Annotated in this window: 22 protein-coding genes and 1 riboswitch; of the genes, 16 read left to right on the top strand and 6 right to left on the bottom strand. The window is 62.7% G+C overall.

Features of this window, described 5'->3' with window-relative positions; translation table 11 throughout:
- Window positions 1–4: 4 nt before the first annotated feature.
- The 3 genes from ACXMDP_RS10585 to ACXMDP_RS10575 all read right to left on the bottom strand — a co-directional run bounded on the left by ACXMDP_RS10585 (window position 5) and on the right by ACXMDP_RS10575 (window position 3,129).
- On the bottom strand, window positions 5–544 hold the full coding sequence (locus tag ACXMDP_RS10585) for a heme NO-binding domain-containing protein (RefSeq protein WP_457766859.1): 540 nt from the start codon (window positions 542–544) through the stop codon (window positions 5–7).
- Between the two features lie 119 nt (window positions 545–663).
- Window positions 664–1,725 carry a polysaccharide pyruvyl transferase family protein gene (locus ACXMDP_RS10580; protein WP_259730324.1) on the bottom strand — a complete coding sequence of 354 codons (1,062 nt, stop codon included), beginning with the start codon at window positions 1,723–1,725 and terminating at the stop codon, window positions 664–666.
- A 300-nt stretch (window positions 1,726–2,025) separates the two neighbouring features.
- Window positions 2,026–3,129: a glycosyltransferase family 8 protein gene (locus tag ACXMDP_RS10575; RefSeq protein ID WP_457766858.1), complete on the bottom strand. Its 1,104-nt coding sequence runs from the start codon at window positions 3,127–3,129 to the stop codon at window positions 2,026–2,028.
- A gap of 453 nt (window positions 3,130–3,582) precedes the next feature.
- Between ACXMDP_RS10575 and ACXMDP_RS10570 the strand changes: the two genes are divergently transcribed.
- The 15 genes from ACXMDP_RS10570 to ACXMDP_RS10500 all read left to right on the top strand — a co-directional run bounded on the left by ACXMDP_RS10570 (window position 3,583) and on the right by ACXMDP_RS10500 (window position 19,813).
- Window positions 3,583–4,626 (top strand): polysaccharide biosynthesis/export family protein, encoded by a 1,044-nt coding sequence (locus ACXMDP_RS10570; protein WP_259730326.1) that lies wholly within the window; start codon window positions 3,583–3,585, stop codon window positions 4,624–4,626.
- Window positions 4,627–4,695: 69 nt separating this feature from the next.
- Window positions 4,696–6,144 carry a GumC family protein gene (locus tag ACXMDP_RS10565; RefSeq protein ID WP_457766857.1) on the top strand — a complete coding sequence of 483 codons (1,449 nt, stop codon included), beginning with the start codon at window positions 4,696–4,698 and terminating at the stop codon, window positions 6,142–6,144.
- Between the two features lie 208 nt (window positions 6,145–6,352).
- Window positions 6,353–7,489 carry an O-antigen ligase domain-containing protein gene (locus ACXMDP_RS10560; RefSeq protein ID WP_259730328.1) on the top strand — a complete coding sequence of 379 codons (1,137 nt, stop codon included), beginning with the start codon at window positions 6,353–6,355 and terminating at the stop codon, window positions 7,487–7,489.
- Between the two features lie 164 nt (window positions 7,490–7,653).
- Entirely contained in the window at window positions 7,654–8,934 is a 1,281-nt protein-coding gene (locus tag ACXMDP_RS10555; protein ID WP_259730329.1) for a lipopolysaccharide biosynthesis protein, read from the top strand.
- Window positions 8,935–9,063: 129 nt separating this feature from the next.
- A complete protein-coding gene (locus ACXMDP_RS10550; protein WP_259730330.1) occupies window positions 9,064–9,957 on the top strand; it encodes a glycosyltransferase family 2 protein in 894 nt (297 codons plus the stop codon).
- Between the two features lie 41 nt (window positions 9,958–9,998).
- Complete coding sequence (locus ACXMDP_RS10545; RefSeq protein ID WP_457766856.1) at window positions 9,999–10,976, top strand: glycosyltransferase family 2 protein; 978 nt, start codon at window positions 9,999–10,001, stop codon at window positions 10,974–10,976.
- 40 nt (window positions 10,977–11,016) lie between these two features.
- Window positions 11,017–12,048 carry a glycosyltransferase family 2 protein gene (locus ACXMDP_RS10540; protein WP_259730332.1) on the top strand — a complete coding sequence of 344 codons (1,032 nt, stop codon included), beginning with the start codon at window positions 11,017–11,019 and terminating at the stop codon, window positions 12,046–12,048.
- Window positions 12,045–12,500 (top strand): PssD/Cps14F family polysaccharide biosynthesis glycosyltransferase, encoded by a 456-nt coding sequence (gene pssD, locus ACXMDP_RS10535; RefSeq protein ID WP_094512885.1) that lies wholly within the window; start codon window positions 12,045–12,047, stop codon window positions 12,498–12,500. The genes ACXMDP_RS10540 and pssD overlap by 4 nt, the downstream gene beginning before the upstream one ends.
- Complete coding sequence (locus ACXMDP_RS10530; protein WP_259730333.1) at window positions 12,497–12,976, top strand: glycosyltransferase; 480 nt, start codon at window positions 12,497–12,499, stop codon at window positions 12,974–12,976. The genes pssD and ACXMDP_RS10530 overlap by 4 nt, the downstream gene beginning before the upstream one ends.
- Window positions 12,973–13,974: a sugar transferase gene (locus tag ACXMDP_RS10525; protein ID WP_259730334.1), complete on the top strand. Its 1,002-nt coding sequence runs from the start codon at window positions 12,973–12,975 to the stop codon at window positions 13,972–13,974. The genes ACXMDP_RS10530 and ACXMDP_RS10525 overlap by 4 nt, the downstream gene beginning before the upstream one ends.
- Window positions 13,971–14,468, top strand: a complete 498-nt coding sequence (locus ACXMDP_RS10520) for an ATP-binding protein (RefSeq protein ID WP_457766855.1) — start codon at window positions 13,971–13,973, stop codon at window positions 14,466–14,468. Before ACXMDP_RS10525 ends, ACXMDP_RS10520 begins: the two co-directional genes overlap by 4 nt.
- A gap of 561 nt (window positions 14,469–15,029) precedes the next feature.
- The gene (locus tag ACXMDP_RS10515) at window positions 15,030–15,665 is read left to right on the top strand and encodes a L,D-transpeptidase (protein WP_399233555.1); all 636 of its coding nucleotides are present in this window, start codon (window positions 15,030–15,032) and stop codon (window positions 15,663–15,665) included.
- Between the two features lie 105 nt (window positions 15,666–15,770).
- Window positions 15,771–17,315 (top strand): glycogen synthase GlgA, encoded by a 1,545-nt coding sequence (gene glgA / locus ACXMDP_RS10510; RefSeq protein ID WP_259730336.1) that lies wholly within the window; start codon window positions 15,771–15,773, stop codon window positions 17,313–17,315.
- 67 nt (window positions 17,316–17,382) lie between these two features.
- Complete coding sequence (locus tag ACXMDP_RS10505) at window positions 17,383–18,279, top strand: hypothetical protein (protein ID WP_259730337.1); 897 nt, start codon at window positions 17,383–17,385, stop codon at window positions 18,277–18,279.
- 4 nt (window positions 18,280–18,283) lie between these two features.
- Complete coding sequence (locus tag ACXMDP_RS10500) at window positions 18,284–19,813, top strand: UDP-N-acetylmuramoyl-tripeptide--D-alanyl-D-alanine ligase (protein WP_259730338.1); 1,530 nt, start codon at window positions 18,284–18,286, stop codon at window positions 19,811–19,813.
- Here the strand turns inward: ACXMDP_RS10500 and glmU are convergent.
- The 3 genes from glmU to upp all read right to left on the bottom strand — a co-directional run bounded on the left by glmU (window position 19,777) and on the right by upp (window position 23,323).
- On the bottom strand, window positions 19,777–21,156 hold the full coding sequence (gene glmU / locus ACXMDP_RS10495) for a bifunctional UDP-N-acetylglucosamine diphosphorylase/glucosamine-1-phosphate N-acetyltransferase GlmU (protein WP_259730339.1): 1,380 nt from the start codon (window positions 21,154–21,156) through the stop codon (window positions 19,777–19,779). The genes ACXMDP_RS10500 and glmU overlap by 37 nt on opposite strands.
- 61 nt (window positions 21,157–21,217) lie before the next feature.
- Window positions 21,218–22,555: a 3-phosphoshikimate 1-carboxyvinyltransferase gene (gene aroA, locus ACXMDP_RS10490; RefSeq protein ID WP_259730340.1), complete on the bottom strand. Its 1,338-nt coding sequence runs from the start codon at window positions 22,553–22,555 to the stop codon at window positions 21,218–21,220.
- A 99-nt stretch (window positions 22,556–22,654) separates the two neighbouring features.
- Window positions 22,655–23,323 carry a uracil phosphoribosyltransferase gene (gene upp / locus ACXMDP_RS10485; RefSeq protein WP_259730341.1) on the bottom strand — a complete coding sequence of 223 codons (669 nt, stop codon included), beginning with the start codon at window positions 23,321–23,323 and terminating at the stop codon, window positions 22,655–22,657.
- Between the two features lie 51 nt (window positions 23,324–23,374).
- Between upp and ACXMDP_RS10480 the strand changes: the two genes are divergently transcribed.
- The gene (locus tag ACXMDP_RS10480) at window positions 23,375–23,905 is read left to right on the top strand and encodes a pentapeptide repeat-containing protein (protein ID WP_399233562.1); all 531 of its coding nucleotides are present in this window, start codon (window positions 23,375–23,377) and stop codon (window positions 23,903–23,905) included.
- A riboswitch (cobalamin riboswitch) is annotated at window positions 23,899–24,054 on the top strand. It overlaps the preceding gene by 7 nt.
- The last annotated feature ends 88 nt before the right edge of the window (window positions 24,055–24,142 follow it).

Raw genomic sequence — 24,142 nt, 5'->3', positions numbered from 1 at the left:
ACCTTCACTCGCTCGTCATGCCGTTATCCGGCCGACCTGCGACAGATTCAGAAGGCGGAGAAAGGCGAACGTGGAACAGGTCCGTGGCATCGCCCCTGTCGCGAGAGGCGATCTGATCGACCGCCAGTGGAGTACGAAAACGCTTGCCCAGGCCATGAAGCAGGCCGGTCACCATGGGGGCAAGGCCACGCCGCTTTGAACGGTACTCCAGTTGCATGGAGGCGTCAGCACTGTGCTCGCAACGGAAGGAGGGAGGCTGCAGCTCAGGAAAGGCCAGGGCGGCGCGGGCGTGGAGATTATCGAGATGATCCAGGAATTCTGGCAGGGTGTCCCCTGTGCTTTCGAGCAACTGCTCGTAACCTTCCGTGGCTGTGTAGGTGATCCAGTACTCACCAAACGCCTGCATGATCTGATCACCCGTGAGGCCAAGTTCCTCCGTGGCCGCCGCCACCAGCCGATGGGTCACGTCGTCGGGATAGGCCTGGTACGTGGAAAAGAAATCCAGATCCTGGAGATCGGCCCGCTCCTTGATGCGCTGCCACACCTCCTCACCATGGCGCGTGGTGACCATCTGCTGAATGGCCCGGTTGACAAGCCCGTACATCGTTGAACGGCCGAATAGATGAATCTAGCTCAGGGAACCAAGGGGCCAGACGACGACCGTCAGATCACATCGGGGAGTTGATCGAGGCACCACCGGAAATCGCGGCGTACCTGTTCACGCACGTGCTGATGATCGAACCGGCGCCCGCGGCTGGCCAGAATCGCTTCCAGCGCCGACGAAGGAACCAGGCTGGCCAGATCACAGCCGGGTAGATCGAGTCGCCGGCAGAGGTCCCTGCCCTTGTTGGAATAGTGGAGATGGTACGGAACCCGCCCGGCCGCCAGCGAAAGAACGGCCGTGTGAAAACGTACGGCAATCACGCTGTCGACCAGAGCGAACAGGGCCATGGCCAACTGCCAACTCGGCACGGCTGGATCGGCGACGAACGGGTTGAGGATGGCGGTGCCGGGGGCCCGTTCCTGGATGGCGGCGGCCACTTCGAGATCATTATCGGAGCCATAGGCGCCCGATTGGATCAAAATGACGGGCCTGAGTCCGGCCCCGGTGAGTTCAACGCTGAGCTGGGCCATTCTGGAAACGAAGGCCTCATTGTCGTGACCGTACATGCTGTCGAAACCACGCACAGACAGCACGGCTGCCTGGGATGGATCAATCCCTAGCCGCTCCAGGCATTGCCGCGCCGTGGCCTCCGCCAGGGGGGAGCTCTCCAGCACAAAGGCAATGTCGTAGGACAACCGTGCTTGAACCCCTGCGGCGCAGAGGCGCTGGTGACTTTCGGCATCCCGCACACAGACAGCCGCCAGGCGCTTTAAATAGCGCTGCAACAGGAGAAAGCTGAGGCCGTGGCAGGAGCGAGGGATCGACTGGCCGAACAGGATGGTGCGGTTCGGACTGTGCCTCAGTTCAGCCAGGTTCTTGAGGAAGGCTTTGGTGACAAACCATTCACGGGAATTGTTGAAGATGTCCCCCCCCACGCTCACGTAAGCGTCGCAATTCCTGGGCCGTTCGGACAAGAACGTGACCCCAAGGGTGGCATCGGGCCGTTCATCCTGAACGCAGCCCACCAGCTCCACATCAGGCAGCAACTGACGAAAGGCGCTGTAGATCGCTGCATCCCCCAGATTCAGGGTGCTGTAGGCGTTGATCAGGCCAATGCGCACGGGAGAGGGCAGAAGCGGAGAACAGTGATGGAAACGGCGCAGAAACGACTAACTCGTTACGCATGTATCCAGAGTGAACCAGGAGCAAGCCCCTCGCTCTTATCCTATCAGTTAAGGCCAGAAGGTAACCACGGGGTGGGTCGGGTGGCTTTTGCAACGACCTGAGCCAGACCTGCCGACCAATCAGATGGCTTGTCCAGATCCCTATGCCCAGGCTGCTGCTCGACTTAGCGGGTCTGGCAGGCAGCGTGAGCCAGGCCATCAGCGCAGAACACTTCTATCCTGGCGGCAATGATAGATTCAAGTAGACCGAATGAGTCGCCGCAGTTTACCTTTCACCATCTCCAAGGTAGGAACAGTACGGATAAACTTGCGATAGGCGGCTGCTATACCGAGTAGTTGAACAGGACGCTGACCGGCAAAGGCGGTTCGATCCAGCAGTGCAAACCATCGATCTTGAAAGTTTGCGGCATAATCTGCGTGCCAGGGCTTGACTTTGCCTAAGAAATGAATAATGCCATCTGAAAAACCAGCTTCAGCCCTGCCTTTGGAAGTATTCCATTTCGGATCGAGCACCAACCAATCGCCTGCCAAGACGATATTCAGAGCATCTTGATCCATTTGGTCAAGCAAATCATGGTTTTCCTGTGCAACCGCTAGAGCCTTCGATTGGATCTCATGATGCCTCCATGCATCCAGATCCATCACAATCACTCCTGAATTAAAGTACTGGCGAGGATTATCTAGTTTCAGCTTTTCGCGAAGTCGCTGCTGCTGCTGTGGAGTGTCTATGCCACCATCAATAACACAAGCACTGGATTTGCCATGCAGATCCAGAAGCTGCAGTTCAGTTAGATCCGAGCAAACGATTAAGTCCGTATCTAAATAGATGCAGCGAGATACACCCCCCAAATACTCGGGTATAAAGAAGCGCGCATAAGGAGATTTGCTCTTGACAAGCAGAGTGCTGCGGAAGCTATTGACCCGCTCAAGATTGAAATCAATAAAGCTAATTGTGCCGAGGTTGGAAGCTTGCCAGGAATTGGAAAGTTGCTGCTTATCGTCCTGTGAGAGATCGACGCAAATGGCGTAGACATTTAGGGTTGTGCTACAGGCTTCCAAAGCGGAACGAACGGTGACCGCTGCCCCCCAAAGATAGTTAGCCGTTGCCACGATTACAATGTTAACCATCGTACCTTCAGGGACCTTGCCACACGAATTTAGCTCAGTATTGTGATGGAGACTTGGCAGGGTGGCCTTCTCCCCAGCTCCAATGCCCCAGCAGCCGTGAGCATCCCAACGGCAGTGAGGGTCATGGATCCAGTTCCCGCCTGCATGCTCCAGCAGGCCCCCTACCAGTAGGAACGACGTCTGAGGTGGTGCGCAGCTCACCGGTGGGGGCATGGCGGCGCTCCTTGACAAGGCCTGGTGGACCAGGACGGCGCCAAGGCCCCAGGCTGTACCGGTTCCTGGGGGACGACCGGTTCTCACGAGCCTCAGCCTCGCGACAAGTAGTCGCAACACTGGCGGAGACAGCACGCCGCGCCGGCAGCGACCATTTGGAAGAGCCTTGCAGTAGCTCAACAGATTAGCCGGCACCCACTGATCGACTGCGCAGGGCTAACCTCGGTGATCGGGAACAGAGCGATACACCGACATAGCCGAAGATGGATAGGCAAGCAAGGGGCATTAAAGACACACGTTGCACCGGACCTGCCTCCAGGTGACGGGAATCATCAGGCGATTGAGTGATCATTCGTCAGTCTCGCCCAGGCTGAAAGCCGGTAGCCCGCTGTCTACGGATACGCTAAGATTGCCTGAGCAAGCCAAAAAGCGAACTCCCCCAGATCGACACAGATGTCGAAACTTCTATTTTGGCTTCTTGGACTCGCTTGCTTTGTTGGCACTGCAGGATCGTCCTTGGCATTACCGATCTCCCCAGGAGATCGTGTCAAGGTGACAATCCCTGAAGGGGAAGAATTCAGTGGCATCTTTGAAATCAATCTGAACGGAGAGCTTGAAATTCCCTTTTCCAAGGGAATCTACGCTGTGGGTCTTGAGCCGGAACAGCTTCAGAAGCGTGTCTATCAGGCCCTGGTGCAACAAGGCTTTTTCCAGCCATCTTTTCTCAGGGTCAGTCTGAGTGTCATCCAATGGGCACCTGTACCGGTCTTTGTCATTGGATCTGCTTTTCAGCCTGGGCGGTTACTAATCAACGAGTTGAGTGACGTTGAACAGACACAGACTCCTGTTCAACTTTCTGGGCAAGCTCCACTCAATCGTATGCTCACAACGGCACTCCGTCGTGCAGGAGGCATTACTCCCACGGCCGATGTCGCCGCGATACAGGTGAAACGAGGTTCAAAAAGGCAAGTGATTGACATGTCCGGGGCTTTCACGGGAGAACCTTTTAACGACATTCCACTCATTGCCGGTGATCAAGTCATTGTTCCGGACACTGGTACCGTTAATCCACTAATCGTTCGCCCTTCTCAGATTACGCCCGCTGAAGTTGAGATTAACATCTCAAATCTTACTGTTCCTGCGGCTGGAAACTCTGTTGCTGGCATTGGCTCTCAGGCTAGGAACTTTCCCTATGGATCTCGCTTGTCCCATGCGGTTGTCTCGGCCAACTGTGCTGGTGGAACCATGGTCACCAATGCGCGACGCCGAGCCATCCTGGTGAGAACAGAAAGGGCCTCGGGGAAGACGACCGTCTACGAGAGGGGAGTAGAAGATCTTCTTCGCGCGTCTACAGACAACGCCAACAACCCCTATCTCATGGCAGACGATGGAGTTGCCTGTTATGATTCGAAGATGACCAACTTCCAGGCTGTTCTTAGCATCTTTACTCAGTTTCTGAATCCATCCGTTTTGATTTATGATCGCAGTATTCCGTAGAATCTAGTGAAAGACTCTCCGCCGATCATCGGACGTCTCAGGCCTAAGGTGCAGGCCGTGCAAGAACCCTTGGGAAAGGCGGCGCGACTGTTTGCCGAACAGTTTCGAAATATTCCTGGGTTGAAGGCACCTGATCCAAAGGGATGGTGGAAAAAACTGAGTCGAACCGACAAGCTTCGTTGGAGTCGCTATCTATTCGTATCCACTTGTACGAATGGATTGATATGGGGCACCAGTATCCTTTATCTTGCACTTGCGAAGCCTGTCTATACAAGCTCTTGGGCTTTGGTTCTGCCTGGAAGCGCCAACGCTGTGAATTTAAGCCTGCCTGAGATTGGTCAAGCCACGGCATCAAACGAATCCCTTGGCTTGGCTACATTTGATCCTCGTGCAAATTATGAATACATCTTCGGTAGCGAGCAAGTCATCGCGCGGGCTGCCAAGATTGCCAATATCCCTAAAGCGGATTTCGCCAAACCTCGCATTAAGAACATTGATAATACAACGTTGATGCAGATTGATACCACCGGTCCATCTCCTATAGATGCCCGCAAGCGCGCCTATGCCTTGCATGACGCCATGGTAGAGCGTCTCAATGAGCTGCGTGTCAGCGAGATCGAACAACGGCAAGGTCCAGCACAGGAGATTCTGCTGGAAACGCAGCAGAAGCTTGAAACTGCTCAACAACAAGTTTCTGCATACAAGCGCAAGTCTGGCCTCACTTCCATAGAACAGGTTGAAATCCTGTCGGCTAACATTGAACAGCTACGCAAACAGAGAGCCGAGCTTGCTGCTCAGCAATCGCAGGCTGAGAGTCGATTACAGAAGTTGAGTCGTAGCCTGGGGCTGTCTCCTTCAGAGGCATCAGATGCGTTCAAGTTGCAGGTTGATCAGATCTTCCAGCAGAATGTGAAGGACTACAGCGAAGCAACGTCTATACTCAAAGTCCAACTGTCTAAATTCGGCCGTAATAATCCTCGTATTCTCAAAGAGATCAAGCGGCAAGAGGCCGCCAGACAGGCAATGAATCAGCGTGCCAAAGAGTTGCTCGGTCGCCCTCCATCGGCCCAGACTCTCACCAGGCTGGCGTTGACTGGTGCCAGTTCTGGCCGCGATTCACTCTTCCAGAACCTGGTGAACTACCAGTCAGATGCTTCAGGTGCAGCCTCACAGGTTCGCAAGCTTGATCAACAGATCAGCTCCTTGGAGGGGCGCCTCAGGTTGATGTCCCAGAAACAGTCTTCTTTGGAGAACCTTAAGCGGAATGAACAGATAGCAGAAGCTGTCTTTGCATCCACATTGGCCAAACTGGATCTTGGCCAGGCCAATATCTTTGCAGCATTCCCACTGATTCAAATAGCTGTGGAGCCATCCTTGCCAGAAACAGCTACGTCACCAAAGCGAACGTTGGTGCTTGCTGGCTCAGCATTTGGTTCCATCCTGACGACTGTAGGTCTTTGGATCCTATGGATCCGCAAGCCCTGGATCAAACGGGTCGCCAATTGGATTTCTACATAACAAGGGGTCTTCATTGGGACTTAAAACGCTTCTTTCAAGGGCATTCCAGTCTGAGGATGATCTTCAGCCAAGAAATTGGCCAGAGCGTTTGGTCTGGTGGTCGATTATTTGCACCTATCCTATCTGGTTATTCGGTGGCCTTTACGTTGTGGGGTCTGTTCTCTGCTGGCTACTTCTGGGTTGCCTACTGATCAAGATACTGGCCCGAATGGATCACCCAGAGGAAAATGAAGAAATTTCCATATCACCCGTGATCTGGCTTTGGATCATCGGCATGATCATCATGGAAGTTGCATTGATTGCAGGACATGTGAACTTCAACCTCGGGACTGGAGCTATCATCAAGTCCACGATTGGTTGGGCCAAAGGGTGGGCCGCCCTAGCGCTCTATCCGTTAGCAGGAGCTCTGCCGATTCGGAGCAGCATTCCCACACGTGCCATTTGCATCGTGGGCTTTCATACGCTCCTCATCATGCCGCTCCTTCTGCTAACCCCGCATCTGGGCCTGCCAGAAGTGCTCTATGTCTCGCCATTGAGAGCCGTCGGTGGTCCAGGAAATGAATTCTTTGATGTTCCACTCTACGAGATTGACGGTAGCACCGGTGACCTTCGCTGGCGGCTCTTCGCTCCATGGGGGCCTGCTCTTGGGTTTGTCGGCAATATCAACTTCATGATCTGTCTGCTGGAAAAAGATCGGAAATGGAAGGTTCTGGGCATCATTGGCTCGATCCTCATGTGCTTCGTCTGCAAGTCGCGTCTTGCCCAGCTCTGCATCATCCTGATTCCAGCCGTTACGGCAGTGGTATCAAGGCTGCGTCAACCATTCATGCTGATTTCTCTTGGGGTTGTTTCCTATCTTGGAGGCATCTTTGCTACGTCTATTCTTACCGCCATCAGCGACTACTGGGAAGGTTTCAAAGGTGCTCGGGCTGGCTCTACGCGCGTTCGCTTTGCCTTAAAGCGCATCGCCTTCCATCGCTGGGAGACAGAGGCTCCAATTTGGGGGCATGGTGTTGTAGAGGGCGGCCCCCATCTGGTTGAGTACATGGCCATTGGCTCCCATCACACCTGGGCCGGAGTGCTTTTTGTGAAGGGTATTGTTGGCTTCGTCGCTCTGGCTGTTCCCATGTTGGTTACAGCGCTTGATCTATTGCGCCGTGCTGCCAGTCCCCGCTATCAACTTGGCTCAGCCGGGCTGGGAATCATCATTCTCTTGTTTATGTATACATTCGGCGAGAATCTAGAAATTCTAGTCTACCTCTTTTGGCCTGGAATGCTTATCATGGGAATGGCTCTACAGGAGAACAAAGGCCCGCTCCAGCCAGAGATACTTCCCGTACCGTGATTCACACCCAATCCGCCAGCCGTGAGACACCTTGATGCCATGACGAGCATTCTGAAGGCAACAGCATGGCCAGTGTGGTCGAGGTCTCGACCGCTCTGCCTGTGGGGACAAAACTTGCGGCAACTGCTTTGCCACTCGAGTCTCCACCGTGGGGTAGACCTTTGATGCGTCTGTTCAGCCAGCTGAAGAGTTTCATCCCGAAGGATCGATTCATCCGCAACATCGGCTGGATGGGGGTGGGGGAGGTGGGGATTCGCGTCTCGCGACTCGTGGCCACAGTTTTGTTGGCCAGGCTGCTGAGCCCCAGGGACTATGGGCTGGCGGCCATCGTGTTGACGTCCGGCGAGCTTGTCAAGGTTTTCACACGCAACGGCATCGGGGACAAGATCGTGCAGGCCGATGCGGAGGATGTCCAAGAGATTTGCCAGACGGCATGGAGTCTGAACTGGCTGATCGGCTTTAGCCTCTTTGTCGTGCAGATCATTGGTTCGTTTATCTTTGCCCGCGTTTATAGCGACAACGCACTGATCCTGCCAATCATTGTGGTGAGTTTCAGCTATCTGATCTACCCACTCGCCATGGTCCAGACGGCCTTGGTACGCAGGCAAAACAGGCTCAAGTTCTACAGCTTGACCAATCTCACGGCGGTCGTCACCGACAATCTGCTGACCGGGATCTTTGCGCTTTTTGGGATGGGCATGTGGGCGATCGTACTGCCCAAGCTGCTGGTGGCTCCGGTCTGGGTCGCGATGATGCTGCGGTTTGAACCCTGGCGGCCCGTCATGACGTTCACGCTGAAACGTTGGAAATCCGTGCTGGGATTCGGCAGTCGCATCCTGGGTGTGGAGATGCTCAACACGTTCCGCGAGAATGTTGATTATCTTTTGATCGGTAGCTTCATCGGTGTCAAAGCACTTGGGGTGTACTACTTCGCCTTCAACGCTGGATTGGGTCTGAGCCTGAGTGTGATCAATGCCCTGTCCGTCTCCATCTACTCCGACTTCTGTGACGTCAGAGGGCAACCTGCCGAACTCAAGCAGCGCTTCAGCAAGAACTTGCTCACCATCACCAAGGTGATCGTGCCCGTTGTGGCGTTGCAATGCAGCCTGGCCCCTCTCTATGTACCGATCGTTTTTGGTCAGAAGTGGGTGACGGAGGGTGCCGTGCCGATCTTGATGCTGATCTGCCTGTCGGCCCTGTCCCGACCCTTCGCCAATGCCTCCTCGATGCTGTTCCGCGCCGTAGGCCTCCCCCAGGTGGATCTGCTCTGGAACCTGGCCTTCACGGTGGCCCTTACCGTCGCCATCCTGATCGGCACCTCCTGGGGATCCCTGGGTGTGGCCGTGTCCGTGGCAGCGGCCCATCTCACGCTTCAGCCGATCTACCTGATGATGGGGCAACGGCTGCTTCGAAGGATTCAGGTGGCCCAGCCGGCCTGCCTTTGACGCACCGTCGCATGCCTGAGGCCCCAGCCCTTTCCCCCGAGGAGGCCGTTGCCAGCGCGCGGTTAGGGTGATGAAAACTTTTCAAGCTTCGCTCGCCCCGCCCCAGTCCCGGGTCACGTCGGTGGTGCCATGGGTGCCATCGGACCAAGCCGTACCGTCCGCCCGCCCGATTCACGCGTGAAGATCTACGCCATCTGTCTGATCAAGAATGAGGGCGACGTCATTGCGGATTGTCTGATTCATGCGCTGACGTTCTGTGATCGGATCTTCGTTCTCGACAACGGCAGTACCGATGGAACCTGGGAAACCGTGAATGCCCTGGCACAGCACTATCCGGCGATTGTGATCGACGACCAGCTCCTGATCCCATTTCGCGATGGGATGCGCTCGGTCGTCTACAACAAATACAACCACGAACTGGCTGATCAGGATTGGTGGCTACGGCTCGATGGCGATGAGTTCCTCGAAGGGGATCCCAGAGAGGTGCTGGCCATGGCAAACCGTGAAAAAGCCGATTTCGTGACGGCCTGGAATCTTCAGTTCTACTACACGGATGCCGATTACAAGAATTGGGCGGCTGAGCAGCTTGAAACCAACCGTCCCATCACCGAACGACGCCTGTACTACTCGGCCAATTGGCGAGAGTACCGCTTCTTCCGCAATCAGCCCCATCAGCCCTGGAACGAAGCGGTTGCCCCACAGTGGCCCAACGGACTCACCAAAGCCTGCTCGAAGCGTCTCTACAATCGCCACTATCCCTACCGCACGCCTGACCAGATCAAGGAGAAGCTTCAGGCCCGCTACGGCCACGAACAGTTTCGCCATATCGACTCCGTCGACTGGACATCCAAGTTGCTGCCTGCGCGCCAGCTGAACCACTTCCAGGAGGGTCAGCCGCCCATCATCAACCAGTTCGATTACTACGCCAAACGCCTGCGGATGATCCGGATCACCCTGATGGGACGGATCAGGGACGTCCTGCGTCGTCTTCTGGGTGGCCACCGCTCCAGCCATACGTCGTAGCCGCCACGATGGTGGACCTTCATCACCACGGGACCGCTGCGGTGGTTCCAGACCCTGAACAACTGGACGTGCCGGCCATTTCCGTGGTGGTACCGATCTACAACGCGGCGCCACACATCGAGCAAACCCTGCGCTCCGTGCAGAACCAGAGCCTGAGCAACTGGGAACTCATCGCTGTTGATGACGGATCCACCGACGACAGCCTCGCCATCGTGTCGCGCCTGTTCGGGGACGATCCCCGGGTGCACCTGGTAAGCCAGCCCAACGCGGGGGTCTCGATCGCCCGCAATCGCGGGGTGGCCCTCAGCCGTGCGCCCCTGATCGCCTTTCTCGATGCCGATGACCTCTGGCATGTCGACAAACTGCGCCTGCATGTGGAGTACCAAGCCAACCATCCTCATGTCGGCGTGAGTTTCGCCCGTATCGCGTTCCTGTCCCCTGGGGGAACACCCACCGGCCTGCTGGCGGCCCTGCCCCGGGAATCACATCGGCCTGTGGATTTTCTCTGTGAGAACCCCACCAACACCACGTCGAACTGGGTGCTGCGGCGGCAGGTGTTCGACGCAGTGGGCGGATTCGTCGCCGACATGAGTTATTCGGAAGATCTGGAATGGCTGCTGCGGGTGGCCTGCGATGGCCGCTGGCAGATCGCCGGATTGCCCCAGGTGCTCACCGGCTACCGCACCTCGGCCGGGGGACTCTCCTCAAGCCTGCAGCGCATGGAGCAAGGCTGGCTGCGGCTGATCCAGGAAGCCCGTCGCTATGCGCCTGAGCTGGTGGCGAACCACTTCGCCACGGCCCAGGCCATCCACCTGCGCTACCTGGCCCGACGCTCCCTGCGCCTCGGAGGAGCCCCCGCCATCGGCACCGATTTCATGCTGCGCTCCTTGCGCTCGGATTGGCGGATCCTGCTGCGGGAGCCGCGCCGTACCGTGCTCACGGCCTTGGCCGTCTTCGCCCGACAGCTGCTGGCCCCCTTCCGCCGCCTGGGTGGCCGCCACGACGAGGCACGGCCATGATGACCCTCGCTAATGCCCCTCTGCTTGTGAGCGCACTGACATGAGCCAATCCCCTCTGGTCTCAGTGGTGATGCCGCTCTACAACTCCGCCGCCACGGTGAGGGAAAGCCTGGAATCCGTTCTGAGCCAGACCTACCCCAACCTGGAGATCCTGGTGGTGAACGATGGCTCCACCGATGACGGGGTGGCGATCTGCCAGCGGTATGGGGACGGGCGCGTTCGGGTGGTGCATCAGCAGAACCGGGGTCTGGCCGGGGCGCGGAACACGGGCATCCGGCAGGCCAAAGGGGAGTTCCTCGGATTTCTGGACAGCGACGATCTGTGGCTTCCCACCAAGGTGGAGCGGCATGTGGTCCATCTGCAAGCGCGGCCGGAGGTGGGTGTCAGCTTTTCCCGCTCCGGATTCATCGATGAGAGCTCCAGGCCGATCGGGATCTACCAGATGCCGAGGCTGCAGGACATCACGCCGGAGATCGTCTTCTGCCGCAATCCGATCGGCAATGGCTCAGCTGTGGTCATCCGCCGAGACGTCTTTGACGCCATTCGCTTTGAGGCGAATCTCTATGGCGAAGTGGAAGACTTCTACTTTGACGACACCTTTCGACAGTCCGAAGACATTGAGTGCTGGCTGCGGATTGCGCTGCAGACCCAATGGCGGATCGAGGGAATCCCCGAGGCACTGACGCTCTACCGCATCAGCGACGGCGGACTCTCGGCCAATCTGATGAAGCAGTACGCCTCCTGGGAGCGGGTTCTGCTCAAGACCAAAGCCACCCACCCCGATTTCGTCGCCCAATGGGGCTCCAGGGCCCGCGCCTATCAGCTGCGCTATCTGGCCCGCCGGGCCACCCGCCAGCGGGACGGCGCCCTGGCCGTGCGTCTGCTGCACCAATCCCTCGCCACCGACTGGAGGGTGCTGCTCGAGGAACCGCGACGTACCTTGATCACGCTGCTGGCCGCCTACCTGCTGCGGCTGTTGCCGGAGGCTCCCTATCGCTGGCTGGAGGGTCTGATGCTGCGCTCCACGGGGGCCAGTCAGCAGCGGCGCATGCGTGGGGAACTGAGCCGATGAAGATCCTGCTGGTCTGCTCTTCAGGGGGGCATTTCAAGGCGCTGCAGCAGCTGGCCGATTTCTGGGGGCGCCATCCCCATCTCTGGGTCACGTTTCGAACGCCCACGACGGAAACGGCCCTGGCCGATGAACAGGTGCTCTGGGCCCACAGCCCCACGAATCGCAACCTGCCGAATCTGCTGCGCAACCTGGGGCTGGCGTTGCAGGTGATCCGCAGAGAGCAGCCAGACGTGATTCTTTCCACCGGCGCCGGTGTGGCTGTGCCCTTTCTTCTTCTCGGTAAGCTGTTTCGATGCAAGACCGTGTTCATCGAGTCCGTGACCCGCATTGAGACGCTCAGCCTGTCGGCGCGGCTGGTGCGACCCTTCCTGGACATCCTCTATGTGCACTGGCCCCAGCTGCAGCGTCGCTATCCCCGGGCCGAACTTGTCCAGGGCAAGCTCGGATCATGATTCTCGTCAGTGTCGGAACAGAGCAGTTCCCCTTCAATCGGCTGATGCAGTGGGTGGAGCTGCTGATCCAACACGAGCTCATCGATGAAGAGATCGTCGTTCAATACGGCACCTGTACGTTTCTCCCCAGTGGCACCACCGTGTATCGGCTGTTGAAGGAGGAGTCGTTTGGGGCCCTCGTGCAGAGGGCCCGGGTGGTGATTGCCCACTGCGGAGAGGGCACGGTGCTGTTGCTCGATGAGATGCAGCAGCCCTTCATTCTTGTTCCCCGCAGTGTGCGTTACCAGGAGCATGTGGATGATCATCAGGTGGAACTCGCCCTGGCGCTGACGAAAATGGGGGTGCCGATCGCCTGGAGCCCGGGCGATCTGGTTCGCTTTCTTCTGGCGCCTTTCAAGACCTCAATCAGCGACGTGACCGATAGCTCCGCCCAGTCCCTGTGTCGCAGTCTGCAGAGCCACTTTTCTCCGGCATGACGGCTCACCCTTCCCCCAACGCGACTGTGGTCAGAACCGTTCAGAACGGGGTGCTGATTCTCCAGCTGCCCACTCGGCTGACCGTCACTGAGGCCGTGGCTTTCCGCGCCGGTTTCTGCGGCTGGCTTGAGGAGGTGGAGGACCTGCGCGAAGTGATCCTGGATTTCGGCAGGACGGCCAGCATCGACAGCAGCGGCATCGGTGCCCTGGTCGGCGCCATCAAGGCCGTCCAGGAGCGGGCCGTTCCCCTCTGTGCCTGGAGCCTGCACCGGCAGGTGTTCCTGGCCCTGCAGCTGACGGGACTGGAGAAGGTGTTGCCGGTGGCGGCCCATTCCGAGGGCCTGCTCCCCCAGCTCTCCCACGTCGAGGACCTGCGCCCCCCCCTCACCCACCCTTCGGTGCGCTCCGGCATCAAGCGGTTCATGGACATCTGTGGCGCGCTCCTCGGACTGGGGGTCACGGCGCTGCTGTTCCTGCCCCTGGCCGTGGCTATCCGCCTGGACAGCCCGGGGCCCATTCTGTTCAGTCAGGTGCGCTGCGGCTGGATGGGGCGCCATTTCCGCATCTGGAAATTCCGCTCGATGGTGAGCAATGCCGAGACCCTCAAAGGCAGTGTGGCGAACCAGGCCCAGGGCGCCTTCTTCAAGAACGACAATGATCCCAGGATCACCAAAGTGGGCCGCATCCTGCGCAAGACCAGCCTCGATGAACTGCCCCAGTTCTGGAATGTGCTGATCGGCGACATGAGCCTGATCGGCACACGGCCAGCCACCCCGGATGAGGTGCGTCGCTACGCCATTCCCAGCTGGCAGCGGTTTGATGTGCGCCCCGGGCTGAGTGGCGAATGGCAGGTGAGCGGCCGCTCTTCCATCCGTGATTTCGAAGATGTGATCAAGCTCGACCTCCGTTACCAGCAGAACTGGAGTCTTGGCTACGACCTCCGACTGATCGCCAGAACATTCCTTGTGCTGCTCAGCAAGGATTCGGGGGCAGCATGAGTCTGCCCATGGCGGCCGATTTCGTGCCGGATGGGCAGCTTGCGGTCAGCAGTGATCTCAATCAGCTTGAGCTTGTCCTCAGCTGGTTCGAGGGACTGGGCCACCCCGACGTGCCGGCCGATGTCTGGATGCAGGCCCAGCTGGCTCTTGTGGAAGGGTTCACCAACGCCGTGCGCCATGCCCATGCCCACCTGGTGTCGCCACCACAGGTGCAGCTCGCGCTGCAGCGGAGCAGCCGCCTGGTGCGCCTTCAGATTGTCGACCACGGCGACGCCTTTGATCTGGCGTCGGCACTGGTCAGGGTGGAAGCCGAGATCGCCGCCAGTGGTTCGGACCCCCTGGCCAGGGAGGCCCATTGGGGGCTGGTGATGTTTCTGAAGCTTCAGAAGGAGTATGGCTGGACGATCAGCTACTGCAGGGAGGACGACGGCATCAATGTCCTGTGCCTGAGCCACCCCCTGACGGCGGATGCAGGGGCCGGTGGGTCATGCTGAAGGACTCGGGATGGCATCGGGCAGGTTGAAAGATCGACCACCGCGTCCAGAGGTGAAGGTAGTAATTGGTTCCCTCCGGTCCCCGCCCCCAACCATTGGCCAGGTGCTGGCCCCAGATGATGCTGGTGGCTTCCAGTGACCTCCGGCTCTCCTTCGGAAGACTCACCAGATCACCGCTGTAGAGAATTCTCCGGCCTCGGTAGTAAAAGGCGGTCTCCAGGGGGAGCTCCCTGAGCTTGTCATCCAACCTGAACCAGACTTTCTTACTCTTGTGCAGCAACCAGAAGCTCCGCGAGCAGGTGGCCGGCACTGTGTTGTCCTTGTAGCTGTAGAGAACTCCGGGGTGGTGCTCAGGGGAGCCGAGCGATGCAGCCGTGATCTCCAGACCCATGAACAGAGCGGCAGACGTCAGGGAAGCGATGCGATGCAACCGTCCTCACCGTTCGGATCGCCAGCGTCAACGTAGCTTGACCTTCTGCGTGGCCATCACTCCTGGAAGGCCCTTGGGCCCTTGCGCTGGCTAGCCTGCAGAGCCTGCCCACGCCGTCCGCCCTTCCGACCGTGGATCCGGACCGCCGCTCCGCCTCCCTGCCCCAGTCGCGCTGGCGGCCCGCCGCCGGGTTGCTGCTGGCCGCCGCCTTGCTGTTGCCGGCCATCTCGTTGCCGACTCCGGCGGCTCTCGCAGCCCCGGGTGCGTCGAGCAGGGCCTCCTCCAGCCAAAGCCAGCTGACGGGGGTGCCCGTGGCACTGGTGCAGCGGCCCGATCGCCATCTGGTGCTGCAACGCCGCCAGCGGCGCCTGCTGGTGCTGGAGGCGGGCGAGCTGATCCGCACCTATCCCGTGGCGGTGGGCATGCCGGGCTGGGAAACCCCGCTGGGTCGCTTCGAGGTGTTGAACATGCACAAGAATCCGGTGTGGGAGCACCCGGCCAAAGGCACTCGCATCGGCCCGGGGCCCGCTAACCCGCTCGGCAGCCGCTGGATCGGCTTCCAGAAGGATTGTGCGGGCCGCCGCGGCTTCAGCGGTGATCAGGTGCTGGATCTGCAGGGTTGTCTGATGACCGGCTTCCACGGCACCCCGCACCGTTGGACCGTGGGCCGGGCGGTGTCCCACGGCTGCGTGCGCCTTCACGACGAAAGCGTGCAGGAGCTGTTCGAGCTGGTGGAGGTGGGCACCTCGGTCACGGTGCTGCCCTGAGCCCGATGCCCTCGGGGTCACACAGGCAGGCGCTTCAGGCAGCCCGATCAGCCAGACCCGTCAGGCAGCCCCCGTAGAGTTCGGCCCTGCCGACCGGATCTTCTGATGCGTGTGCTGTTCGCCGCCGCCGAATGTGCTCCGATGGTGAAGGTGGGCGGCATGGGGGATGTGGTGGGATCGCTTCCCCCGGCCCTTGCCGCACTCGGCCACGACGTGCGTCTGATTCTTCCTGGTTACGGCCGGCTCTGGAGCCAGCTGTCGATTCCCAGTGAGCCGATCTGGCGGGGCTGGGCGATGGGCACGGAGTTTGCGATCTATGCCACCACCCATCCCACCAATGGCCTGCCGCTGTATCTGGTGGGGCATCCGGTGTTCGACCCGGAGCGCATCTACGGCGGTGACGACGAGGACTGGCGCTTCACCTTCTTTGCCAACGCCATCTCCGAGTTCGCCTGGAACCACTGGAAGCCGGATGTGCTGCACTGCCACGACTGGCACACCGGCATGATTCCGGTGTGGATGCATCAGGACCCGGAGATCAGCACGGTCTTCACCATTCACAACCTGCGCTATCAGGGCCCCTGGCGCTGGAAACTCGACCGCATGACCTGGTGCCCCTGGTACATGCAGGGGGATCACACGATGGCGGCGGCCCTGCTCTACGCCGATCGGGTGAATGCGGTGTCTCCCACCTACGCGATGGAGATCCGCACGCCCGAATATGGCGAGCGCCTCGATGGCCTGCTCAACTACATCAGCGGCAAGCTGCGCGGCATCCTCAACGGCATTGATATCGCCGACTGGAATCCCGCCACCGACAAGACCCTGCCTGCCACCTTCAGCGCCGACGACCTGGCACCGCGGGCGACCAACAAGCGGATGCTGCAGGAACGCATGGGCCTGCGGGTGGACCCTGACACCTACGTGATGGGCATGGTGAGCCGCCTGGTGGATCAGAAGGGGGTGGACCTGCTGCTGCAGGTGGCCGATCGCGTGCTCGCTTACACCGACAGCCAGATCGTGGTGCTGGGTACCGGTGATCGCAACTACGAGGCGGGGCTCTGGCAGATGGCCCTCGCCCATCCCGGCCGGTTCGCAGTGTTTCTCACCTACGACGACGCCCTCTCCCGCCTGATCTATGCCGGCGCCGATGCCTTCCTGATGCCCAGCCGCTTCGAGCCGTGCGGCATCAGCCAGCTGCTGGCGATGCGCTATGGCTGCATTCCGGTGGTGCGCAAGGTGGGCGGCCTGGTGGACACAGTGCCGGCCCACGTGCCAGCCACTCACACCGGCACCGGCTTCTGCTTCGATCGCTATGAAGCGATCGATTTCTACACGGCGATCGTGCGCTCGTGGGAGGCCTATCGGCACACCGCCAGCTGGCAGGAACTGCAGCAGCGAGCCATGCGCGCCGATCACAGCTGGACCCGCTCCGCCCTGGAATACGACGCGATGTACCGCGAAGTGAAGGGCGTCAAGGAGCCCTCGCCGAACCGCGAGGCTGTCGAGCAATTCTCGTTGGGTCAGGAGGCTGACCCGGCTCTCGCCGACGGCGCGGCCCTCACGGAGCGTCCTCCGGTCGCGCCCCGGCCCATCCCGGCGGTGTCGCGCAACCCGTTCTCGGCCCTGCTGCGGCGCGGCAACAGCTGAGCGGGTAGAGCTGCCTTGATCCGTGCGGATCCGCCCTGATCCCACCGTCTGCTTCTGAACCTGGCCCATGACGGACCCGGACCCCGGCCGCTCCCAGCTCCCGGCGCTCTACACCAGCCCCTGGAGTGCCCTCGGCCGTGATCTGAGCGCCGTGCTCGCCAGCCTGCGCCTGAAGGCGCAGGAACTGTGGCGTCGCAACCGCCAGGCCGATCTGATCGTGCCTGGCTTCTGGCCACGCGCGCTGGCGCCGCTGTTCTGGCCGCTGTTGCTCCTGCTGGCACTGCTGGGGCTGACGGGCGTTGTGGTGGGGCTTAGGGCGCTGGGGCCCCGTGCGGTTCCCCCTGCTGCCCCCGTAGCGGCCCCTTTGCAGCCGCCCATCGCCTCCGCCGGCAATCCCGGCCAGGCTCCCGGCCTCCCCCATTCCCCGGCCGCTGGCTCAACGGACTCCCCGAGCTCCCGGACCGTCGCCTCTGAGCCGGCAGGGGAGCGGCGGGGAGCGCGATCCCCTGCCACTCCTTCACCAGCCACACCCTCCACGACAGCACGCCTAGCCGGCACCCCTTCGCCGTCGACAGCGCCGCCGCCGTCGCGCTCGCCTTCTGCGCCGTCACCTGCGCCGTCATCTGCGCCGCCTGGGGCCGCCCCGCCTGATTCAGCCCTGAGCGAACCCTCCCCGCCGGCGATCGAACCGGTGCTGGAGCTGTTGGCCGACCTGGACCCGCAGCAGCTGATCCGCGCCGCCCGCCCCCATCCCGCCAGCGGCACCCTGGAACTGGAGCTGGACGCCAGGCTCGATCGGCTCAACGCTCAGGAGCGCCAGCAGCAGGCGAACCTCTGGCTGGAGCGGGCCCGCGCCCTTGGCTACGACAACCTGGAGCTCAGCGATGGCGACGGGCTGCTGCTGGGCCGGCCTGCCTGGGTGGGAGGGGGCATGATCCTTCTCGATCACCAGGCTGGGGGCTGAGCGGATGCGGCTGGAGCAACTCGTGGCGCTCTGGGGCGACCCCATCGGTCCGGCCCTCGATCCCGCTGTGCCGCTGCCCCGCGTCTGCACCGATAGCCGGCGTCTGCAGCCGGGTGATCTGTTTGTGCCGCTCACGGGTGAACAGCACGATGGCCACCGGTTCCTCTCCCAGGCGGCCGAAGGCGGCGCCCTGGCGGCACTGATCGCGCGCGCGCGTGCCGCGGAGCGCCCCGCCTCCCTGCCCGCCTGGCTCGTGGACGACACCCAGCTGGCCTACCAGCAGCTGGCACGGGCCTGGCGCCAGACGCTGGCGGCACCGGTGATTGCCGTGACGGGTTCCGCCGGCAAGACCACCACCCGCGAACTGGTGCGCGCCGTGCTGGCGCCGCTGGGGCCGGTGCTGGCCACCAGCGGCAATGAGAACAACGATGTGGGCGTGCCGCTCACCCTGCTCAAGGCCAGCCCCAGTGAGGCGGCCGTGGTGGTGGAAATGGGCATGCGCGGTCTGGGGGAGATCGAGCGGCTCTCCCGCTGTGCGCTGCCCGATGTGGTGGTGATCACCAACATCGGCACGGCCCACATCGGCCGGCTCGGCAGCCGTGAAGCCATTGCCCAGGCCAAGTGTGAGATCACAGCCGCGCTCAGCCCGGCCGGTCTGGTGGTGATTCCCGCCGGCGACCCCCTGCTCGAGCAGGCGCTGGGCGCCGTGTGGAGCGGGCGGGTGCGCCGCGTGGCGCTCACAGGCGATGACGCCGCCGTGGGCCTGCCGGTGCCCGCACCCGACCTGCTCGGCCAGATCGAGGGGGATCCGGGCGCGGCCAGCGGCGCCTGGCTGCAGCTGCTTGCCGGCCCCGGAGTTGCTGAAGGCGCTGCTGCTCCTGTAGGCGCTGCCGCTCCTGCTCCTGTTGCTTCAGCTGAGGGAGCTTCCACTGGCGAGGCTTCCACTCACCCTTCTCCAACGGAGTTTCGGGTGCCGCTGCCTCTGCCCGGGCTCCACAATGCCCGCAACCTGCTGCTTGCCCTGGCGGTGGCCCTGGAGCTCGGCGTGCGGGCCGATCAGCTGCAGGCCCTCCAGGTGGAGGTGCCCGGTGGCCGCAGCCGCCGTCTGCAGCTCGGCGCTGTGCAGGTGCTCGACGAGACCTACAACGCCTCCCCCGAAGCGGTGCTGGCGGCCCTCGATCTGCTGGCGGCCCAGCCGGGACGCCGCTTTGCTGCTCTCGGCACGATGCTGGAGCTGGGCGAGCAGAGCGAGGCGCTGCACCGCGCCGTGGCACGCCGTGCCGCGGACCTGCAGCTGGATGGGCTGGTGATCGTGGATGGTGGTGCCACGGGCGCGGCCATGCAGGAGGCGGCCAGCGGCCTGCCGCGGCTGGCCCGCGTGCAGAGCCCGGCTGAGGCGGCCCAGGCGCTGCTGGAGTGGCTGCAACCGGGCGATCAACTGCTGCTCAAGGCCAGCCGCGGCGTGGCCCTGGAACGGGCGATCCCGCTGCTGGCGGCTCAGCTGGCCGGCGCCGCCGGCGTGGCGCCGGCCTGAGGCCCCGGCCAGTTCTCGCGCACCAGCTGGCGGGCCCGGCCCAGAGCCAGGGAGCCGGCGGGAACATCGCGGGTAAGGGTGGAGCCGGCCCCCACGGTGACGCCCTCACCCAGGCGGATCGGGGCCACCAACACGGAATTGGCACCGGTTTTGCTGCCGGCGCCGATCACGGTGCGGTGCTTGCGCACGCCGTCGTAGTTGGCGGTGATCGTGCCGGCTCCCACATTCACGTTCTCGCCCAGCTCCGCATCGCCGATGTAGCTGAGGTGGTTCACCTTGCAGCCGGCGCCCAGCCTGCTCTGCTTGATCTCCACGAAGTTCCCCACCCGGCAGCCCGCCGCCAACTCGGTACCGGGCCGCAGCTGGGCGTAGGGCCCGATGGCGCAGCCATCAGCGACGCTGGCCTCGCGTACCACCGAAAGCAGCACCTCCACTCCGTTGCCGAGTGTGGCGTTCTCCAGCAGGGAGCCTGGCCCGATCCGGCAGCCATCGCCGATCCGGCAGGCGCCGCGCAGGTGGGTCTGCGGCTCCACCACCACGTCGCGCCCGAAGCGGGTGGCGTCGCTGAGCGTGCAGCTGGCCGGATCGATGAAGGTGACACCCTCCACCATCCAGTGCCGCCGCAGCCGCTCCTGCAGCACCTGCTCGCACTGGGCCAGCTGCAGGCGGTCGTTGATGCCGTTGGTCTCGGCGCTGTCCTCCACCTCCAGGTGCTGGGCGGAGCCGAGCAGGGCCACGGTGTCGGTCAGGTAGAGCTCGCCCTGGTCGTTGTCGCCGGAGAGCTTGGGCAGCACCGCCGCCAGGCGGCTCCAGTCGAAGCAGTAGATGCCGGCGTTCACGAGCGGGTTGTCCCGCTGGGCGGCATTGCAGTCGCGGTGTTCCACGATCGCGCTCACCTGTGCATCCTCGTCCGCGAACACCCGGCCGTAGCCGCTCGGATCCTCCAGCCGGGCTGTCAGCAGGGTCACGGCGGCGCCACCGCGCCGGTGGCTGTCGAGCAGCTCGCGCAGCGTTTGCGGACGCAGCAGCGGCACATCTCCATTGAGCACCAGCAGATCACCCGTGAACCCCTGCAGCGGCTCCAGCAGCTGCTGCACGGCATGGCCGGTGCCGTTCTGCGGCTGTTGCAGCACGAACTCCAGCCCGTGGTGGGCCGCCAGCGACGCCTCCACCCGCTCGGCCTGGTGCCCCACGATCAGCAGGCGCCGATCGGGTTCGAGGCTGTCGCAGCAGCGGAGCACCCGCTCCACCAGCGTGGCACCGGCCAGCGGCTGCAGCACCTTGGGCAGGTCGCTGCGCATGCGGGTTCCCTTCCCGGCGGCCAGAACGGCAACGGCAAGCATGCGGGGGGCGGCAATTGGCGGGAATCTATCCGGCGCCCCGCTGCCCTTTCGCCGGTGGGCTTCAGGCCTGCAGACGTGCCAGGTCGTCCCAGAAGCCGGGGTACGACACCGCCGCTGCTTCGCTGCGGTGCAGCCGCGTGGGACCGAAGGCCACCTGGGCCGCCACCGCCAGGCTCATCGCCACCCGGTGGTCGGTTTCGCTGTCCACCTCCGCGCCGTGCAGCTCCACCCCTCCGGTGATGTCGAGCCCGTCGGGGTGCTCCACCAGCCGTGCCCCCATCGCGCCCAGCTGGCGGCACATCACGGCGAGCCGATCGGTTTCCTTGACGCGCAGCTCAGCCGCTTCGCGGATCCGGCTGGTGCCCTCGGCCCGGCAGGCGGCCACCACCAGCACGGGGATTTCATCCACCAGGCGCGGAATCAGCTCGCCGCCGATGTCAAAGGCCTGCAATGGCCCATAGCGCACCCGCAGATCCCCCACCGGCTCGCCCGCCACCAGGCGCTGCTCCAGCCGCTCGATGCGGGCGCCCATGGCTTCGAGCACCTCCAGCACCCCGGTGCGGGTGGGGTTGAGGCCCACGTTGCGCACGGTCAGGTCGGCGCCTGGGGTGATCGCCCCGGCCACCAGCCAGAAGGCCGCCGAGCTGATGTCGCCCGGCACTTCCACCGGCTGCCCCACCAGCTCCCGGCCCGGCGTCAGCCGCACATGCCGGCCGGAGTCGCCGCCGATCTCGATGTCGGCGCCGAAGCCACGCAGCATCCGCTCGCTGTGATCGCGGGAGCGGGCCGGTTCGATCACGCTGGTGGGACCGGTGGCGGTGAGACCCGCCAGCAGGATCGCCGACTTCACCTGGGCCGAGGCGATCGGGGTGCCCAGCACGGCCCCATGCAGCGCGCTTCCCTGGATCGAGAGCGGCGCCAGCTTGCCACCGGCGCGGCCGCGGATCTGGGCGCCCATGGCGGCCAGCGGTTCGGCCACCCTTCCCATCGGCCGCTGGCGCAGGGACGCATCGCCGTTCAGCACGAAGTGGCAGCCGCTGCGTCCCGCCAGCAGCCCCATGATTAGCCGCATGGTGGTGCCGGAATTGCCGCAATCCAGCACGTCGTCGGGTTCCCGCAGGCCTTCGAGGCCCACCCCCTGCACGATCACCGGCTGCCCTGCCGCAATCGGGCTGATGGTCACCCCCATGGCGCGCAGGCAGGCGGCGGTGCTGAGCGGATCCTCCGCAGGCAGCAGGCCATCGATGCGGGTTTCGCCGGTGGCGATTGCCCCGAACAGCAGCGCGCGGTGGGAGATCGACTTATCGCCCGGCACCTGCACGGTGCCGCTCAACGAACGCGAACCTTCCTGCCCGAGGGCACGGGCCGGGGGCGGTGAAGCGGCGACAGCCAGTCCCATGCCAGGGGAGCAATGGCCCGTGAGCCTAGGTCTGGGCCTGGGCGCCACGATCTGGCCGAGCACGACAGAGGAGGGCTGGAGCCGCGCCTGCTGCAGGCATCAGGGAATGGCCGCCGAGGGGGTGCCGAACAAACGATCACCGGCATCGCCGAGGCCGGGAACGATGCGGAAGTCGGCATCCAGGTCAGCGTCGATGCAGGCGGTGTAGAGGGTGAGGTGGGGGAAGCGCTGCCCCAGGGTGTTGAGCCCGGGCCGGGCCGCCAGGGCCGTGATCACCCGCAGCCGGTCACCGCTCACCCCTTTGCTCTCGAGCCGTTCCAGCACCTGCACCAGGCTGCCGGCGGTGGCCACCATCGGATCGAACACCAGCACCCCCACCTGGGGGCCGATTGTTTCGGGCAGCGCGTCGTAGTACCAGGAGGCTCTGGCATCAGCTTCATTGCGTCGCAGGCCCACGTGGGCCACCCGGGCCGTGGGCAGCACGGCCTGGGCCCCCTGCCACAGCCCCAGGCCCGCCCGCAGGATCGGCACCGCCAGCAGGGGCACGCTGCCGTCCACCACGCTGCCTTCGGTGCTGGCCAGCGGTGTCTGCACCGTCACCCGCTGATGGGGCAGCCAGTCGCGCAAGGCTTCATAGGTGAGCCAGCGGCCCAGCTCGGCCATGGCGGTGCCGAACAGAGAGGGGGGCGTGTCCTGGTCACGCAGCAGGGTCAACCAGTGACCGATCAGGGGATGGGGCGGCACCACCACCCGCAGGGACATGCTCATGTCGATCGCGTCGCGGCCGTGGCTGCCATAACTTGAGGGCCCACGGTACGTGTGTTCTTGCCCCCCTTCACTCGCCCCGGTTGGCTCAGCTCCCTGCTTGCCCTGCTGGTGGTCACGGTCGCCTGGCTGGGTCTGGTGGGCCCCCTGGCGCCGGCCTTGGCGATCACTGCACCGGAGCTGCGCGGCCAGCGGGCGCTGAAGGATCTGCAGCCCGATATGCATGGCCGCAACCTGCAGCAGCAGGAGTTTCTGAAGGCGTCGATGCAGGGCTTCGACCTCAGTGACACCAACCTGCGCGGTGCCGTGTTCAATTCCAGCGATCTGCAGGGCAGCAATCTCAGCGGCGCCGACCTCGAAGACGCCGTGGCCTTCGCCACCCGCTTCGACAACGCCGACCTCAGCGGTGCGGTGCTCCGCAACGCCATGCTCATGCAGAGCCGCTTCACCGGGGCCACGATCGAGGGGGCCGATTTCAGCGACGCCGTGCTCGATCTGACCCAGCAGAAAGCCCTCTGCGCCAGGGCCGCAGGCGTCAATCCCCGCACCGGCGTCAGAACGGTTGAAAGCCTCGGCTGCCGGTAGATTGGCTCGCCGGTTCCAGGGGATCCATCCCTTGGAGGCAAGGGGGAAAGTCCGGTGCAATTCCGGCGCTGTCCCGCAACTGTGAAGCCTGTTCCGCGAGTCCTCGTGGCAGGGCCAGTCAGAACACCCGCCGGCGTTTCAACCCATCCAGTTCCGGCGAGGACCGGTCGAGCCATGTTTCTTCAACCCCGGGCTGCTGGCCCAGGCCGTCGTGCGGCCCAGCCAGCCAGCCCTCAT

This window comes from Cyanobium sp. ULC065 (genome assembly GCF_977927515.1).
The sequence above is the reverse complement of the archived record's forward strand: the minus strand, read 5'-3'. Positions and strand labels throughout refer to the sequence as shown.